Origin of the sequence: Pseudoduganella violaceinigra DSM 15887 (genome assembly GCF_000425385.1) — a bacterium.
GTDB lineage: Bacteria > Pseudomonadota > Gammaproteobacteria > Burkholderiales > Burkholderiaceae_D > Rugamonas > Rugamonas violaceinigra.
The window spans coordinates 147,445-163,986 of the sequence record NZ_AUDI01000012.1 but is presented as its reverse complement, the minus strand read 5'-3'; the positions used below and the strand labels follow the sequence as shown (position 1 = coordinate 163,986).

Below are 16,542 nucleotides of genomic sequence, written 5' to 3'. Positions count from 1 at the left end.
GACGTGCGGCGCGGCCAACCTTCAGGCTTGCTAAAGGCCGCCGCCGCGCATGCTGCTACACTCTCCAGCCATGAAAATCCTTCTCGTAGAAGACGATCTGGAACTGGGCCGCGCGCTGCAGGCGGTGCTGCTGGACGACGGTTTCGATGCCGTCTGGGTGCGCATGGCATCGGATGCGCGGCGCCTGCTGGCGCCGGAGACATTCAGCGCCGCCGTGCTGGATCTCGGCCTGCCCGACGGCGACGGTATGGCGCTGCTGCGTGAACTGCGCAGCGGCGGCGCCCAGTTGCCGGTGGTATTGATTACCTCGCGCGATGCGCTGGAAGACCGCTTGGCCGGCTTCGCCAGCGGCGCCGACGACTATCTCGTCAAGCCATTCGACATGGCGGAGCTGTTGGCGCGCTTGCGCGCCGTGCTGCGGCGCACGCATGGCGCTGCGGCCGGATCGGGCCTGTGGTCCTGCGGCGCGCTCGCGCTGGACGACCGGCGCAAGTTCGTCACCTGCGAAGGCGAACCGCTCGCCTTGTCCCCGACCGAGTACTCGCTGCTCTGCGCGTTGCTGCAGTCCGCCGACCGTGTTGTGACGCGCACGGAGCTGGAAAACCGGGCACTGGCCGGCAGCGAAAGCCAGTCGCTGGACGTCCACATGTCCAACCTGCGCAAGAAGATCGGCGAACGGCGCGTGCGCACCGTGCGCGGCGTCGGCTACATGATCGCGCCATGAAGGCACAGCGCTCCCTGTTCCGCCGCCTGCTGGGCGGCTTCCTGCTTGTCATGCTTGCCATCTGGCTGGGCGTGGTCGGCCTGGCCGTGTACGAGACCAAGGTGCTGCATGCGCGCCATACCGCGGCCGAGAACCGGGGCTGGGCGCGCCAGGTCATGCTCAACCTGCGCTCTGTCGCGCGCGACCCGGCGCAAGCGGCGAGCGTGGCGCAACAAGTCGAAAGGCTGCGCTTCGAGATGCTGCGCGAAGTCGATTACTGGTCCAAACCGGCCATGCTGCAGGTATGGCTGCACGGGGAACGCATCTACCGCTCGGAAGGCGGCCTGCCCGGTGGCCTGACGCTGCCGCAGCCGGATAGCCCTGCGCTGGGTGCCGACTGGTCCTATGACACCGAGCACGATGCGGCCAGCGGCTTGATCGTGCGGCGCGACGCCATGCACGACACCAGCTGGCTGCTGACCGGGTCGGGCGCCGCCTACTATATCGCGCCGCTGCTATACAGCCTGCCCTTCCTGCTGCTGCCCGCATGGTTCATCGCCCGGCGCGGCCTGCAGCCATTGCAGGAAATGGTGGCCGCCATCGAGCAGCGCACCGGCAGCGACTTGCAGCCATTGCCGCCCTCAGGCTACCGGGAACTGTCGCCGCTCGCAGCTTCCGTCAATCGCCTGATGCAGCGCCTGACCGAAAGGGTCGAACGCGACAAGGAGTTCCTGACAGACGCGGCGCACGAACTCAAGACGCCGCTTTCCGTCATCCAGGCCAACGCCCACCTGCTGCTGAACCATCGGGAAAATCCCGCACGCGCGCACGAAGCCGATCACGGCTTGCGGCAAGGCGTGGCGCGCGCCACGCATACCGTGCACCAGTTGCTGGCGCTCGAACGTGCGCGCCACGACGACGAAGCCGGCGCCCCACTGCCGCTCGACCTGGCGCACATGCTGCGCGAGCGCATGGCGCACGCCGCACCGCTGGCAATACAGCGCAATGTGGAGCTGGAACTGGAGGCGCCGGCGGCCTGCATGCTCCCGCTGCATCGGGAGAGCATCGTGGCCCTGCTCGACAACATCGTGGGCAACGCCATCAAGTATTCGCCCGACGGCGGGCGCGTCATGGTATCGCTCGCGGGGAGCGCGGCGCCAGTGCTGGCGATCAGCGATGAAGGCCCGGGCATCGCGCCCGAACTGCGCACCAAAGTGTTCGAGCGCTTCTACCGCATCGCAGGCCAGCTGCAAGCGGGCAGCGGCCTGGGACTGGCGATCGCCGAACGGGCCGCCCAGCGCAACCGGGCCCGCATCGCACTGCTTGCCGGCGACGGCGGGCGGGGACTGCGGGTGCAGGTCAGTTTTTCGGAAGCCTAGCGGAAGCGCTTAGGCTGGCGGCGGCGGTTGATGGCATTCTGGTCCTGCAGGATCGAATCGACCCGCGCCGACGCGGAGCGCGACAGATCGAGCGCCAGTGCCACGTCGGGGAAGTGCTCCGGCATGCGATACCCCAGCCAAGCGTAGGCGGAATACAGGCGGCAAGCGTCTTCCGCCTCCTGCAGGTTCATCCAGTGCAACGGGTTCTGTTCCGGATGCAGTTGCGTCACGCGCTTGCGTGACAGGGAAACGCACCAGTGCTCCCAGGCCTTCTGCAAGGCGGCCACGTGAGATGAAACCGGCACCAGCGACAAGGTGAATTTTTCCGCCACCGACAGCGGCAAGGTATCGAGCCATTCGGCGCGCTCGAATTGTTCCTCGGTGATGCGCGGGAAGAAGAAACCGTCCGGCACATCGATATTGTGCACAAAGCGCTTTAACAGCCGCGCCAGCGAATCTTCGCCGGTGACGGCGGCGATGCGGTGCAGGTGCTCCAGCGTCGGCGCCACGGCGAAGCCGGTCGACTTGATCTGCGGCAGCTTCTCCTTGAGCAGCGAGCGCATCACGCCGTGCGTCTCGTCGTCGTAGCCGGCCACATGGCCTTCCTCGTGCACGCCGTAGCGCCCCGCCCGGCCGGCGATCTGGCGCGCCAGCGCAGCCGGGATTTCCTCCTCCTCGTAGCCGTTGTACTTGACCGTGGTGGTCATCACCACGCGCTGGATCGGCAGGTTCAGGCCCATGGCGATGGCATCCGTGCCGACCACCACATCCGCATGGCCGTCGCGAAAACGCTGCGCCTGTGCGCGCCGCACTTCCGGCGACAGGTTGCCGTACACCGTGGCGACCGACAGGCCGGCCTCGGTCACCATATCGCGCCACATCAGCACTTCACGGCGCGAGAAGGCGATCACCGCGTCGCCCTTGCGCAGGCCCTTCAGTTTGCGCACGGCGGACGATTCCATGCCCAGCGGCGCCTTGCGCTTCAGGATGTGCACTTCCAGTTCGCATTCCAGGCGTTCGGCCAGCGCCTCCACCGCGCGCCGCGCTTCAGCGGCGCCCACCAGGTAGACCGTGCGCGCCGGCGCACCGCAGACGGCCGCGGTCCAGGCGGCGCCGCGGTCGCGGTCCGCCAGCATCTGGATTTCATCGATCACCGCCACGTCCACCGGAGTGCGCGTATCGAGCATTTCCACCGTGCTGGCAATATGGGTGGCGCCCGCCTCGATGCGGCGCTCTTCGCCGGTGACCAGGCTGACCTTCAAATCGGGATCGGATGCCTGCAGGCGTTCGTAGTTTTCCAGCGCCAGCAGGCGCAGCGGCGCAAGATAGACCCCGCTGCGCGCTTTTGCCAGGGCTTCCATGGCCTTGTGGGTCTTGCCGGAGTTGGTCGGTCCCAGCAGCGCGATGAACTTGCGCGGCATGCGGCGCGCCACCTCGAAGGTGTCGGGATATTCGGCCAGGTTGATGCTTTGGCGGGTGCGCTCGGCATGGCGCTCTTCGCGGTGGCGTTCCACCGCATGCTCCAGGCGCTGGCGGATGCGGTCGAACACCAGGCCCGACGGCTCCGAGGTCTGCATGTCTTGCAGCGCATGCAGGAAGTCCATCGGCGCCATGCCGTAATCGTCGCATTCCTCGCGCAGTTCGGCGGCGAAAACGACGACATCGGCATGCAGCGCGCTTTGCGCCGCCTCGCCGCCGCGCTCCAGCAGCAAGGCCGCGCGTCCGTCGCGATCCAGCTTGCGCCACTTGGACGGCTTGGCCAGCACGCCTTGCTGCGGCACCAGGTCGTAGGGAATGTGCAGGCCGTCCAGCTCCACCGAACCGGTGAAGCGCAGGAATACCCGGCCTTCCTGCTTTGCCAGCCCGATGCCGCGGGCCGTCAGGCCCAGTTCATGCACCAGCTGTTCGTCGTCGTCAAAATCTGTCATGGCGTGGCGATTATAGCGCCTTGACGAGGCCCACGGCGCGGAGCAAGCTGGCACGCTGGCACGCTGGCAAGGCGCATTGGACGCGGTGCAGGCCGATGGCAGCTGGCGCCGCATCCTCGCCGGCTACGGCCATGGGCTGCCCCTTAATTCCAGATGCGGTAGATCCAGTAAGTCTCATCCTCCAGCCCGCGCCGCAGGATCTCCGTTGGACTCAGGCCGCTGATTTCACGGGCCTCGCGGCTCATATGCGCCTGGTCGGAATAACCGCCGCGCTGCGCCACATCGCCCAGCGATATCTTGCCTTTCAAGGCCTCGTCGCGGGCTGCAAGGAAGGACTGTTCGGCACGATAGGCGCGGCGCAAGCGGCGCAGCGGCTGGCCCGCCCATTCGCGTATGCGGCGTTCGGCCATGCGCGCGCTGCGGCCGATGCCTGCGGCGGCGGCTTGCGCGCCAAGGCGGCGCACCCAGTCGCCGGCGGCGCCATCAAACGGCCCGCCCTGGCGCACGGCCTGCCAGCGCGGCTCAAGGAATTCCTCCAGCAGCGCCACGCGCGCTTCGTCGCTGGCTGCCGCAAGCATGCCAGCGGCAAGTTCCCGCCATTCGGCGCCGAGCAATGCGTCGATGGGCAGGAACTGGCCGGCAAGACCATTCATGTCGATCCCGGTCAGCCGGTGCAGCGCGTCCGGGAAAAACAGAACCATCATGAAATGCGCCGGGCCGGGGTTGACCGAGGCGGTGGGTCCTTGCTGGATACCCGAGAGCAGCACGCCGCCTTCCGGACAGACCATCTCCGGCCGCCACGGTTCGACCATCACGGACTGCCCGGCCAGCTGCAGGAACAGGGTTGGAAATGCGCTTGCCGGGTAGCGGTTCAAGCGCTGTTCATCGGGCAGCTCGCAGCCGATCGTACTGCGCACCACGACCGCCCGCACACATGAGGCGAGCGACCGGCGCGGCACGATGAATGTACTAATTGGCAACATGCGGAGCATTGTAGCGCGATGTCGCAAATGTTCAAGACCGCCCCACTTAGCGCGCGCATACTGGCCGACATGGATACCACGACTACCTCGGCCGCCAGCGCGCCGCGCCGGATTTCCGCTCTCCCCGGCCCCAGGGGCCTGCCTTTTCTTGGCAACACCTTGCAGCTGCGGCCAAGCAAGGTGCACGCCGACGTCGAAGCCATGGCCCGCCGCTACGGTCCCCTCTTCCAGATGCGGATCGGCCGCCAGCAGGTACTGGTGGTCGCCGATGCGGCCCTGGTCGGCGCCATCCTGCGCGAACGGCCCGATGGCTTCCGCCGGCCCGACGTCACGGCCCGGGTCTCCGATGAGCTGGGCGGCGAACGCGGCGTCTTCCTGGCCGAGGGAGCAGTCTGGCGCAAGCAGCGCAAGATGGTGATGCAGGCCTTTGCGCCGCACGCGATCAAAGCCTACTTCCCCCTGCTGGCGCGCGTTGGCGCACGCCTGCAGCAGCGCTGGGCCCAGGCCGCCCGGGATGGCCGTCCCATCGCCCTGAATGCGGACTTGAAGCGCTACACCGTCGACGTGATTGCCGGCCTGGCCTTCGGCGAGGAAGTCAACACCATTGAAAACGGCGACGATGTGGTGCAGCGGCAGCTGGAACTCATCATGGAAGGAACGGCGCGCCGCTCCCTAATGCCGGTGCCCTACTGGCGCTACGTCAAGCTGCCCTATGACCGCCGGCTGGAAGCCGCCGTGCGGGCCACGCGCGCGGCGACCAACGGCTTCATCGCCAAGGCGCGCCAGCGCATGCAGGACGATCCGTCCCGCGCCAGCCATCCGCACAATATGCTCGAAGCCATGCTGGCCGCAGCGGACCAGGAAGGCAGCGGCATCGACCAGGGAGCGGTGATCGGCAATGTCAGCACCATGCTGCTGGCGGGCGAGGACACCACGTCCAGCGCCCTGTCCTGGCTGATATGGCTGCTGGCGCGCCATCCAGCCGCATTGCAGCGGGCGCAGGAGGAGGTACGCGGGGTGGCGCCCGATCCGTCGGCATTCACGATCGAGCAAATGGACCGGCTCGAATTCGTCGACGCCTGCGCGCACGAAGCCATGCGCCTCAAACCGCCGGCGCCCTTCCTGCCGCTGCAGGCCAATCATGACTGCGTGGTGGGCGATGTGCGGGTGCCGAAGGACTGCGTGCTCTGGTGCGTGCTGCGGCACGACAGCGTGTCGGAAGCGAAAGTGCACAATGCCGCCGCCTTCGATCCGCAGCGTTGGCTGGACGGCGGCAATGTGCGCCAGCTGGCCATGCCGTTCGGTTCGGGGCCGCGCCTGTGCCCGGGACGCTACCTGTCCCTGCTCGAGATCAAGGTGGCCATGGCTTGCCTGCTGGGGGCCTTCGACATTGTTTCGGTCGACGGCGACAGCGGGGAATACCACGGCTTCGTCATGCAGTCGGGCGCCTTGACGATGCGGCTTTTACCAAGAGCTGGATAGTCAGCGCGAAAACGAAGGCGCAGAAGAACGAAGCCGGCACCGGCTGGGCGCGCAGCAGCAGCGCGATGGACACGCAGAAGGCGGCGAAGGCGAAGTAGCCGAGCATCGTGCCGCGCAGCAGCATCACAGCGCTGCCGCGGCCGGCCTGCACGTGCGTGAAGCCGACCAGCACCGTCCCCATCACCGGGAACATGGCGAAGAAGCCGCTCAGGCGCGGGCCCAGTCCTGCCGCCGCGGCGCTGACCGACATCACCAGTACGGCCCCCGCCAGCATGCGCCAGGGCAGGTCGCCGCCGCGCCTGGCCGGCTGCGCCTGCTCCTGCGGGCCGGGCGCCGGGAACAAGCGCGGCGCAACCAGCAGCGCGCCAACCACCGCGATCGCCGCAAATGGCAACGACAACCGCATCGACTGCAGTGCCGCCACCGCGACCGCCCACGCGCACAGCGCGACCGGCATCGCACCCGCCACGCCCAGGTGCCCCGACGCCCACGCGTAAGTGAGGCTGAAGGCAATCATGGCCAGCACGGCCATCAAGGTTCCCTCCGCCGCTGCGGCAGCGAAGCCGCTGCCCTGTTCCAGCGCGATCGCCAGCAGGATCGGTCCGGCCACGATCGGAAAAGCCGAGAGCCAGCCTGCAACGGCGGGGCCCCAGCGCCGGCCAGCCAGGGTGACGGCGTAAATCAGGAAAGGAACGAGGAAGAGTTTCAGCGCGAGGATGGAATTCATGGGCCGCGAGTCTACCATGCGCATGCTTTGTAACGCCCAAGTAACAGCGCATTGACAGGGGGCCCCTGATTCCTCACTATCCGCGATTCGATTGATTCAACGAAGCCAGTGCAATGATTGCAACAAAAATCCTCCCCAAGCTCACTTCCCTGCTGATCCTCGGCGCCAGCGCCACCCTGGCTCAGGCGGCCGCGGTCGAACCGGCCAGGCATGCCATCACCCACGAAGACGTGTGGCTGATGAAGCGCGTCGGCGCCCCGCAGCCAAGCCCCGACGGCAAGTGGGCCGTGTTCTCCGTCACCGATCCAGCTTACGACAGCAAGGACCAATGGTCCGACATCTGGATCAAGTCCCTGGTTGACGACAGCGCAGCGCGCCGCCTGACATTCAGCAAAGGCAGCGAATCCGCGCATGCCTGGTCGCCGGACAGCCGTTTCCTGCTGTTCGTCGCCAAGCGCGAGGGCGACGAAGCGCCGCAGATTTACCGCCTCGACGTGGCCAATGGCGGCGAGGCGCAGCGCATGACCAGTCTGACGCTGGGTGCGCGCATGCCGAAGTGGAGCCCGGACGGCAAACAGATCATGTTCGTGAGCGAAGTCTTTCCCGGCGCCGACGATGAAGAAGCCGTGAAGAAGGCCGCCAAGGAACGCAAGGACCGCAAATACAGCGCCCGCGCCTACGAATCCTTCCCGCCGCGCTTCTTCGATAAATGGCTGGACGACAAGCAGGTGCGCCTGTTCGTGATGGAAGCGCAGGCGGGGGCAACGCCGCGCGACATCCTGGCCGGCAGCAAGCTGGCCGCCCTGCCTGGCTTTGGCGGCAGCCAGGGCGACGAAGGCCAGTCGCTGAACGCCGTCTGGGCACCGGACGGCAAGAGCGTGGTATTTGCCGCCTCCACCAACCGCAACGAAGCGGCGCGCGCCTCGACCTTCACCCAGGTCTACAGCGTGGCGCTGGCGGGCGGCGAGCCGGTGCAGTTGACCCGGGACGTCCGCAGCTATCACGACCTGCGCTTCGCGCCGGACGGCAAGACCCTGTTCGCCCTGACCGAAGAGGAAGTACCGCACAAGGTGTACGACCTGACCCGCCTGGCGAGCTTCACGTGGCCGTTCACCAGCGCGCAGCCAAAAATCCTGACGCAGGACCTGGACCGCTCGATCTCGCGCATCGCCCTGCCAAACGACGGCAAGCGCATTTACTACTCCTTCGAGCATGCCGGCCTGGAAAAGGTCAGCTCGATGAACTACAGCGGCGGCGACAAGCGTGAAGAGCCTTCGCTGCCGAACGGTTCGATCAACGCGCTGAGCGCGGGCGGCAAGGCCCTGGTGGGCGTCTGGGAATCCTCGATCAACCCGCCGGAAATCTATGCCTTCAACGGTACGCCGAAACGCCTGACTTCCTTCAACGTGGAGAAAGCCGCAAGCATCGACTGGCAGGCGCCGGAGCACTTCTGGTTCAAGACCCCGGATGGCCGCCAGATCCACAATATGATCGTGAAGCCGGCCGGCTTCGATCCGAACAAGAAGTATCCGCTGTTCGCAGTCATCCATGGCGGTGCTGCCAGCATGTGGCGCGACCAGTTCGTACTGCGCTGGAATTACCACCTGCTGGCCAAGCCGGGCTATGTGGTGCTGCTGACCGACTACAAAGGCTCCACCGGCTACGGCGAAGAATTCGCGCGCTCGCTCCAGTACGATCCGCTGAAGGGCCCGGGCGACGAAATCAACTGGGCGGTGGATGAAGCGATCAAGAAGTATCCATTCATCGACGGCACCAAACTGGCTGCGGGCGGCGCAAGCTACGGCGGCCACCTGGCCAACTGGCTGCAGGCCACCACCACCCGTTACAAGGCGATCGTGTCGCACGCCGGCGAAATGGACCTGGTGATGCAATGGGGTACCAGCGACAGCATCTACGGCCGCGAAATCAATGGCGGCGGCCCGGTGTGGAGCGACCTGCCGGTGTGGCGCGAGCAAAGCCCGATCATGCAGGGCGGGAATCACGAGAAAGGCACCGGCTTCAAGACGCCGATCCTGATTACGGTGGGCGAACTCGATTACCGTGTGCCGGTCAACAACGCACTGATGAACTTTGCGGCGCAACAGCGTTTGAATACGCCTAGCAAGCTGGTAGTATTCCCGGACGAGAATCACTGGATCCTGAAAGGCGAAAACAGCCGCTACTTCTACAACGAAGTGCATGGCTGGCTCGCCAAATACCTTCAATAAATAAGGAGAAGTAGAAGATGACGCTTGCAAACTGGTGCATCGCAGCAGCCTGCATCCTGCCCATGGCGGTGGCACTGACGCCGAAAGTCGCTTCGGTCAAGTCCAAGGACCGCTACGATAACGCCGAGCCGCGCCAATGGGCGGGGCGCCAGGAAGGCTGGGCCAAACGCGCCATTGCCGCACACCAGAACGGCTTTGAAGCCCTGCCGCTGTTCATTGCAGCCGTCATCCTCGCGCAGCAGGCCCACGCGAACCAGGACCGCATCGACATCCTTGCGATGGTCTTCGTCCTGATCCGCGTGACCTACAGCATCATTTACATCAGCAACCTGGCCACGCTGCGCACGCTGGTGTGGTTCGCCGGCATTGGCGTCAGCCTGGCGATCCTGGCACATTCCTGATCAGCCCCCCTCAAGGCAAGCCTGGCAGGCAGCGTCGGTAAAGCGCTTCTGGCACCAGCGCTTGCCAGGTTCCTTCTTCTCGATTTCCCGGAACATCTTGCAGTTCTCCGGCGCCAGTGCCGCGATCGCAGGCTGCTGGAGTTTCACGCCGTCCTTGTCGCTCATCGTCAGCCGCGAGCCGTTGTCGTCCGCGCGCATCTCGATCGTGCTTGCCTTGGTGATCAGGCTCATCGCGCTGCTCTGGCTTTCATCCGGACCGGCCACCATGATTGCCGCCATGCGGTGCTTGGAATCGAGCGTGATCATGGCATTGCTGCCTTCGTCGGCCGTAATATAGCCGCCCCGCTCGATGCCTTCTTCGTCATAAATGATCATGCCCGCGGCCTTGGTGCCGCGATTCGAAACGCGCCCTCCGGCCATGACGCCATTGGGCAGGTCACCGCCGACGCGGGCACGAACCGTGCCCTTGGAATCGACCACCACCAGCTCCTTGGCCCTGATGCTGTCGAACACGGCATCCTGGACCGCCGCCCCGGCGACGGCCACACCGCCCGCCAGCGCCAGCACGCTGAAGAGCCAGGCCGCGCTCTGGCGCGAAATTCGTTTGCGCAGGCTGGCGTTTTCCTGCTCTAGCGCCGCCAGGCGTTCTTCGATCGACTTCGTCACTGCCCTTCTCCCCTCCTGTTGTTGGAGCGAACAGCATAGCAAGGAGCAACGAACAACAATCTATCCCAATCTCACGCCGCCTTGGCCACCGTCGGCGCGGAGGCTGCGGCGGGGCGCAGGCGGATGGCCAGCGCCATCATTCCCGCCACCAGGCAGGCCGCGCCGGCGGCGAACAGCGCCGGGTTATACGTAAGCAGCAGGGTGCGCACCTGCCCGGCCCCGAAGGCCGCGACAGCAGCGCCCAACTGGTGGGCCGCAACGATCCAGCCGAACACCATTCCCGCCTTCTCCTTGCCGAACGTGGTCGCGCTCAGGCGCACCGTCGGCGGCACGGTGGCGATCCAGTCGAGGCCGTAGAACATGGCGAACAGCGACAAGCCGTACAGCGTGAACTCCGAATACGGCAGCCAAAGCAGCGACAGGCCGCGCAGGCTGTAATACCAGAACAGGAGCTTGCGGTTGTCGTAGCGGTCCGACAGCCAGCCGGAAGAAATGGTACCCACCAGGTCGAAGGCGCCCATCATGGCCAGCACCGATGCCGCCGGCACGGGCCCCATGCCGGCGTCGCCGCACAGGGAGATGAAGTGGGTCTGGATCAAACCATTCGTGCTCAGACCGCAGATGAAGAAGCTGCCAGCCAGCAGCCAGAATACCGCGCTGCCGGACGCTTCGCGCAGGATGCGAAACGGCGTCGCGAACCCCACCGCCATCGGCGCCGCAGCCTGCCCAGCGGCAGGCTGGATTGCGCCATACGGTGCCAGGCCGACGTCCGATGGGCGGTTGCGCATCAAGACGAAGACCGCCAGCGCGACCAGGCCGCATGCCACCAGCACCGGCACCACCGCCATACGCCAGCCGAAGTGCTCCACCAGCCAGGCGCCGACCGGCAGGAAGATCAGCTGTCCCGTGGCCGAACTGGCCGTCAGCAAGCCCACCACCAGGCCGCGGCGGGTCTCGAACCAGCGCGTGGAGACCACCGCGCTCAGCACCAGCGCGGTCATGCCGGATCCAACGCCCAGCATCACGCCCCACAGCAGCACCAGCTGCCAAAACTGCGTCATCCCCAGCGCCAGCAGAGAACCGGCCGTCACCAGGCTGAGCGCCGTCACCACCACATTGCGCAAGCCGAAGCGCTCCATCAGGATCGCCGAGAAGGGCCCCATCAGGCCAAACAGGGCGAAGCGTACCGCCAGGGCCGATGAGATCTGGTCCACGCCCCAGCCGAATTCCCGGCTCAGGGGCTGCAGCAGTGCGCCCGGCAAACCGAGCGCCGCGGACGATGTCAGCGCGGTCAGGAAGGTCAAGGCAACGATGACCCACGCGTAGTGGATGCCGCGGCGTTGCAACCGCTGGGAGATGGTATCGGCTATCATGCAGCTCAATATAAATGACGATCATCATTAAATCAAGGAAAATAAAAGCCGGCGCGATGCACCGGCTTGGGCTCGATCAGAGAAAGTTATTTCTTGATCTGCAGGGAGGATTTCACCTCCTGCACGCCTTCGACCCTGCGGGCCAGTTCGACAGCCTTGTCAGCCTCTGCCTTGGAAGGCACAAAGCCGCTCAGCATGACGATGCCTTTCTGGGTTTCCACGTGCACATCCATGGCTTTGACCAATGGATCGGCTGCCATTTCAGCCTTCACCTTGGTGGTGATCATGGTGTCGGACGCGGTGTCGGCCAGGTTGGCGCCAGCTTCGCGCGTGGTCTGCGCGATATTCGAGGTGGTGCTGCCGCCTGCATTGGCCAGTGCGGTCTTATGAGCGGACTTGGCATCGGACTTGCAAACCGATTTTGCCGAACCGCTCATATCGTCGCAGCGCTCCTTGGCCAGGTCATATTCAGCATCGGCCAGTTTGCGCTTGGCTTTCTCGACGTCCTTGGCCGTGTTCTGGTGCTGCGTGGTCGCATCCAGCTCGGCCCGGGCCAGCGCTACCTTGGCCTCTTCCTTGCAGACGTCTTCGGCGTTGTGCTTCAGGGTCTTGCAATTGTCCTTCGCCACCTTGTAATCGGATTCAGCCTTATCCTTGGCGGCTTTGTAGGCGTCGTTATCGGCAGCCTGCGCAACAGCGAAGGAAGTACTGAACAGGGCAGCCAGCGAAATACACAGGATTTTCTTCATGGTTAGTCCCCTTTAGGATGGTTTGCATGGCGATTAAACGCCTGCCGGGGACGAACTTCTGTGCGCGACCGTACACAGTTGGGTTATTGCTCGTCTTTTAGCAAGCCTTTGCCCCACAGGGCGCGCGCCTGTTCGAAGGGATTATGTTCGCTATCAAACACGGAGCCATCGGCTGCAAGTTGCAACCAGGCGCGCGTGTTGTGCGAACTGTGCGCAACCGGCTGGCGCACCTGCATCAGCCAGGCATGCACCTGCCGGTACTGCCCGGCGTTGGCGCGTTGCGTCCAGGCCAGCGCCACCAGGTCGGAAAAGGCCTCCTCTCGGCGCGTGTCGCGCATTGCCTTCGACAAGGCTTGCAATTCGGGACTATCGAGTTGCTCCTGCGGGCCCTCGACGAAACCGGCAGGCAAGGCATGCCAGCTGCCGTGCGCCTGGCGCCAGCAATGGCCGACCTCGTGCGCCGTCATGGCTTCGATCAGTACTTTCTGTTGCGCGGCAGGTACACCGTTCAGCACCTCTTCCGCCTGCGGATTGCCGCGCATGGAAAACACCAGCTTGCAGCGGCCATCGGCAAAGCCCATGGCCAGCGGCACGTCATTCGGCCCGGCCTGCGGCTGGACCACGATATCGATGGGGAGATTGAGTTCCTGCTTGGCGTAGGCCAGCACGGGAGAGCCGGCCTGCAGCCAGCGGGTTTCCGTTTCGGTCAGCTGTGCCGCGCCTGCCGAGGCAGCGCAGAAGGACAGCAGGATTGGCAGGCTCAGCTTCATGATGAACTCCGGTAACTAGCTTCAACTATACATGCCTTACGGCAAGCTAATACCGGAGTTTCGGGGCTGTTACAAAATATTGACTGAGCTAGTCGGCAAGTTTATTTTGCGAGCAAGGACTTGGCAGTCGGGAAAGATGGACGAATGTCATTGGGGACTGTCTTCATCTTGTCCAAGGCCTTCTGCACATCGGGGCGGATGACGACGTACTTCGCCATCATGTCCTTGGCGCGCGCGTAATCGCCGGTCGCCTCGATGGTGAGGAACTCGCGGTCAAGATCGATCACCGCCTGCTTGATCTTCTTGAAATCGACCGAGAAGGTACCGTCGCCGTGCGACACAAAACCGCCCTTGTCCAGCAGGTAATTGACCTGGATCGCCATGCCGCGCGCATGCGAATCGGTCAGGCCGAAGTGCAGCGTACGGAAAGCCGATGCCAGGAAGGAGATGTGCAGCTTGCGTTCCGCCGCCTCGCCCTGGCCCAGGGTATCGGCCAGTTGGCCCTTTTCCATCATGTACATCAGGGCATACAGGCCGGTGATATCGGCTTTCGCTTCCTCGATGGTGGAATAGGCCTCCTTCAGGTCCTGGCGCGGGGTCGATTCGTTGGCGCCAGCCTTGGTAATGTGCGGGCCCAGGCCGTGCGTGATTTCATGCGCCAGGATGTGGGTGAAGAAGGAATTGAAGTCCAGGTCCTTCTGGTCGGCGGGACGCAGCACCAGCTTGGCGATCGGGGTCAGCGTCGCCTTGAACTTTTCTTCCTGCACGTTCTTCAGCATCACGCGCTTGGAACCGCGCTGGCTGATGATGCGCTCATCGTTCGGCAGGTTGTAGGCGGCCGTTTGCACGCCCATATTGCCGTCGCCCGCGCCGTACACTTCGTTGACCACCACCATCGGCGCCACCGCGCCCACTTTAGGATTGCGGTACTGGGCGTCGAGCGGCAGATTGTCTTCCAGCTCCTGCATATGCTTGGCGAAGAAGTCCAGCTTGCGGGTTTCCTTCTCGTCGCGAATGTTCACATACGCCTCGAAGGCGGCCTTGTAGCCGAACAGCTCGTCGTTATAGGTTTCGTACGGGCCGATGGTGACGTCGACCGGCGAATCCAGGTCCATCCAGGCGAAGTCGGACGCCAGGTAGTCGTTGGAGAGGAAAGCATCGGCGCGCAGGTCGAGGAACTTCTTCAGCGAAGCGCTCGAGGTAGCGGCCGAGGCTTCCTTCAGCAGCTTGGCCAGCTTTTCCAATTCGGGCTTGTACTCGTCCGAATATTTGACGATCTTGAACTTGCCATCATCGCCCTTGCGGATGGTGGTGAAGAACCATTGCGCGTCCTGCTTCTGCGCCGCAGGCAGGGCGTTCATCCAGCTTTCCAGCTCTTCCTTGGTCGCGCCCTCGGGATAGAAGTTGGCGCCGGCAGGCTTGTGGGCCGGCACCTTGATGCCCGCCACTTGCTCCGGCAGGAAGGACTGGTGCTCATCGAGGATGGACCACGGGCCTTTGTTCAGCCACAGGTATTCGGTGCGGGCCTTGCCCAGCGGCGATTTGTCCTTCTGCAGCACGGCGTACAGGGACTCGTTGCCGGACCAGCGCTGGCGCAGCTGCAAAGTGTCGACGATCTTGGCGGCTTCGATCAGCTTCTTGATCGCCTGGCGGTCGCCGGCCGACAGCTGCGACGCATCGGCTTTCAGCTGCACCGGCGCGTAACGCTTGGTCATCTTTTGCAGCTGTGCGACGTCGGCCGGCGCCGCAGCGGCAGTGGCGCTCGCAATCGCAAGCACCAGCGGGGTCAAAAGGTTTTTCATGTGGCCTTTTCTCTACAGTTGAAAGGAAGGCCACATTGTATGCCTCGGCTTACCAGGCGCGGTAGGTTTTTCCGCTTTCTGCGCCTTCCACGCAACGGCTGTAAGCGCGCGCCACGCGGGCCGAGGACACCGGTTCGAAGCCATGGAACAAGGCCTCGAACTTCTGCGCCGACTCCTCCAGCAGGGAAGGATTGACAACGTTGATGCGCAAGCCGCGCTGCAGCTCCAGCGCCGCGCCCTGGGCGAAGCCTTCGACCGCATTGTTGACGGCGACCGTGTTGACGCAGCCGCGCAAGGGGTTATGCGCGTCCACGCCGCTGGTCAGCGTGATCGACCCGCCGTCAGGCAAATGATGCTGGGCCTCCAGCGCCACATTGACCTGCCCCATCAGCTTCGAATCGAGGCCGGTACGGAACTGCGCCTGCGTCATCTCGTCCAGCGGCCCGACATGCAGGGCGCCGCAGGCGACCACCACATCATCCACCCTGCCCGCCTTGGCGAACAGCGCACGCACGGAAGCGATATCTTCAATCGCCACGCGATGGTCGCCGCTGGAGCGGCCGGCGGTGACCACGCGGTGACGCTTGCCCAGCTCGCGTACCACGGCCCTGCCGATGGTGCCGCTGCCGCCGATTACCAGGACCGTACGCATTACCATACGCGGTAGGTTTTGCCGGTTTCCGCGCCTTCCACGCTGCGGCTGTAGGCCAATGCCACGCGCTTCGCCGGTACGGTTTCCATGCCGTAGAAATAAGGGCCATAGGCCGCCACCGATTCATCCAGCAAGGCCGGGCTGATGACATTCACGCGCAGGCCGCGCTGCAGTTCGATTGCCGCGCCAAGCACAAGGCCTTCCACCGCGCGGTTGACGGCACTGGCGTTGGCGCCGAAACGGATCGGCTGCTCGGAGACAATGCCGCTGGTGAGGGTGATCGAACCACCTTCGTGCAGGTGCTTCTGCGCCGCCAGCAGCACATTCACCTGGCCCATCAGCTTCGAATCGAGGCCGATGCGGAACTGCTCGGGGGTCATGTCCAGCAAGGGGCCGAAATGCAGGTCGCCGGCAGCCACCACCACGCCGTCAACCTTGCCCACCTGTTCGAACAGTGCCTGCACCGACGCCGGATCTTCGATCTTCACCTGGAACTGGCCGCTGCTGCGGCCGGCGGTGACGACTTCATGGCGCAGGCCCAGTTGTTCCACGATGGCTTTGCCGATGGTGCCGGAAGCGCCGATAACGATGATCTTTTTCATTTGAATCTCCTGTGGGTTGCGAAGTGAAGCCAGTATGCGCTCCGTCGCCACAGGAATAAATACGCTATCATTTAAATAATTACAAACCAATAGTTCG

Annotated in this window: 15 protein-coding genes; 5 read left to right on the top strand and 10 right to left on the bottom strand. The window is 64.6% G+C overall.

Annotated elements, in window-relative coordinates:
- The first annotated feature begins 70 nt into the window (after positions 1-70).
- Complete coding sequence (locus H597_RS0108745; RefSeq protein ID WP_028101803.1) at positions 71-724, top strand: response regulator; 654 nt, start codon at positions 71-73, stop codon at positions 722-724.
- Positions 721-2,082: a sensor histidine kinase gene (locus H597_RS0108740; RefSeq protein ID WP_028101802.1), complete on the top strand. Its 1,362-nt coding sequence runs from the start codon at positions 721-723 to the stop codon at positions 2,080-2,082. Before H597_RS0108745 ends, H597_RS0108740 begins: the two co-directional genes overlap by 4 nt.
- Here the strand turns inward: H597_RS0108740 and H597_RS0108735 are convergent.
- Together H597_RS0108735 and H597_RS0108725 are read right to left on the bottom strand one after the other, a co-directional pair.
- Entirely contained in the window at positions 2,079-4,010 is a 1,932-nt protein-coding gene (locus H597_RS0108735) for a helicase-related protein (protein ID WP_028101801.1), read from the bottom strand. The genes H597_RS0108740 and H597_RS0108735 overlap by 4 nt on opposite strands.
- A 143-nt stretch (positions 4,011-4,153) precedes the next feature.
- A complete protein-coding gene (locus tag H597_RS0108725) occupies positions 4,154-4,927 on the bottom strand; it encodes a helix-turn-helix domain-containing protein (RefSeq protein ID WP_229632130.1) in 774 nt (257 codons plus the stop codon).
- 93 nt (positions 4,928-5,020) lie between these two features.
- Here H597_RS0108725 and H597_RS0108720 point away from each other — a divergent pair, with 93 nt between their 5' ends.
- Positions 5,021-6,475 (top strand): cytochrome P450, encoded by a 1,455-nt coding sequence (locus H597_RS0108720; RefSeq protein WP_229632129.1) that lies wholly within the window; start codon positions 5,021-5,023, stop codon positions 6,473-6,475.
- Here H597_RS0108720 and H597_RS0108715 read toward each other — a convergent pair.
- Complete coding sequence (locus tag H597_RS0108715; RefSeq protein WP_083941014.1) at positions 6,426-7,202, bottom strand: hypothetical protein; 777 nt, start codon at positions 7,200-7,202, stop codon at positions 6,426-6,428. The two genes, H597_RS0108720 and H597_RS0108715, sit on opposite strands and share 50 nt — an antisense overlap.
- Before the next feature lie 113 nt (positions 7,203-7,315).
- On the opposite strand from H597_RS0108715, the gene H597_RS0108710 reads away from it, so the two are divergent.
- Together H597_RS0108710 and H597_RS0108705 are read left to right on the top strand one after the other, a co-directional pair.
- Positions 7,316-9,430, top strand: coding sequence for a dipeptidyl-peptidase 5 (locus H597_RS0108710; protein ID WP_035373569.1), 2,115 nt, complete (start codon positions 7,316-7,318; stop codon positions 9,428-9,430).
- A 17-nt stretch (positions 9,431-9,447) separates the two neighbouring features.
- Positions 9,448-9,831: an MAPEG family protein gene (locus H597_RS0108705; RefSeq protein ID WP_028101796.1), complete on the top strand. Its 384-nt coding sequence runs from the start codon at positions 9,448-9,450 to the stop codon at positions 9,829-9,831.
- On the opposite strand, the gene H597_RS33180 is transcribed toward H597_RS0108705, so the two are convergent.
- From H597_RS33180 to H597_RS0108670, 7 genes are all read right to left on the bottom strand, one after another.
- The gene (locus tag H597_RS33180) at positions 9,832-10,497 is read right to left on the bottom strand and encodes a hypothetical protein (protein ID WP_028101795.1); all 666 of its coding nucleotides are present in this window, start codon (positions 10,495-10,497) and stop codon (positions 9,832-9,834) included.
- A 71-nt stretch (positions 10,498-10,568) separates the two neighbouring features.
- Positions 10,569-11,870: an MFS transporter gene (locus tag H597_RS0108695; protein ID WP_028101794.1), complete on the bottom strand. Its 1,302-nt coding sequence runs from the start codon at positions 11,868-11,870 to the stop codon at positions 10,569-10,571.
- Between the two features lie 86 nt (positions 11,871-11,956).
- A complete protein-coding gene (locus H597_RS0108690) occupies positions 11,957-12,619 on the bottom strand; it encodes a BON domain-containing protein (protein ID WP_028101793.1) in 663 nt (220 codons plus the stop codon).
- Positions 12,620-12,702: 83 nt separating this feature from the next.
- Complete coding sequence (locus tag H597_RS0108685) at positions 12,703-13,389, bottom strand: hypothetical protein (RefSeq protein ID WP_028101792.1); 687 nt, start codon at positions 13,387-13,389, stop codon at positions 12,703-12,705.
- 101 nt (positions 13,390-13,490) lie between these two features.
- Positions 13,491-15,191, bottom strand: a complete 1,701-nt coding sequence (locus tag H597_RS0108680) for a dipeptidyl-peptidase 3 family protein (protein WP_028101791.1) — start codon at positions 15,189-15,191, stop codon at positions 13,491-13,493.
- A gap of 49 nt (positions 15,192-15,240) precedes the next feature.
- Entirely contained in the window at positions 15,241-15,843 is a 603-nt protein-coding gene (locus H597_RS0108675; RefSeq protein WP_028101790.1) for a short chain dehydrogenase, read from the bottom strand.
- Entirely contained in the window at positions 15,843-16,445 is a 603-nt protein-coding gene (locus H597_RS0108670; RefSeq protein WP_028101789.1) for a short chain dehydrogenase, read from the bottom strand. The genes H597_RS0108675 and H597_RS0108670 overlap by 1 nt, the downstream gene beginning before the upstream one ends.
- Positions 16,446-16,542: the final 97 nt, after the last annotated feature.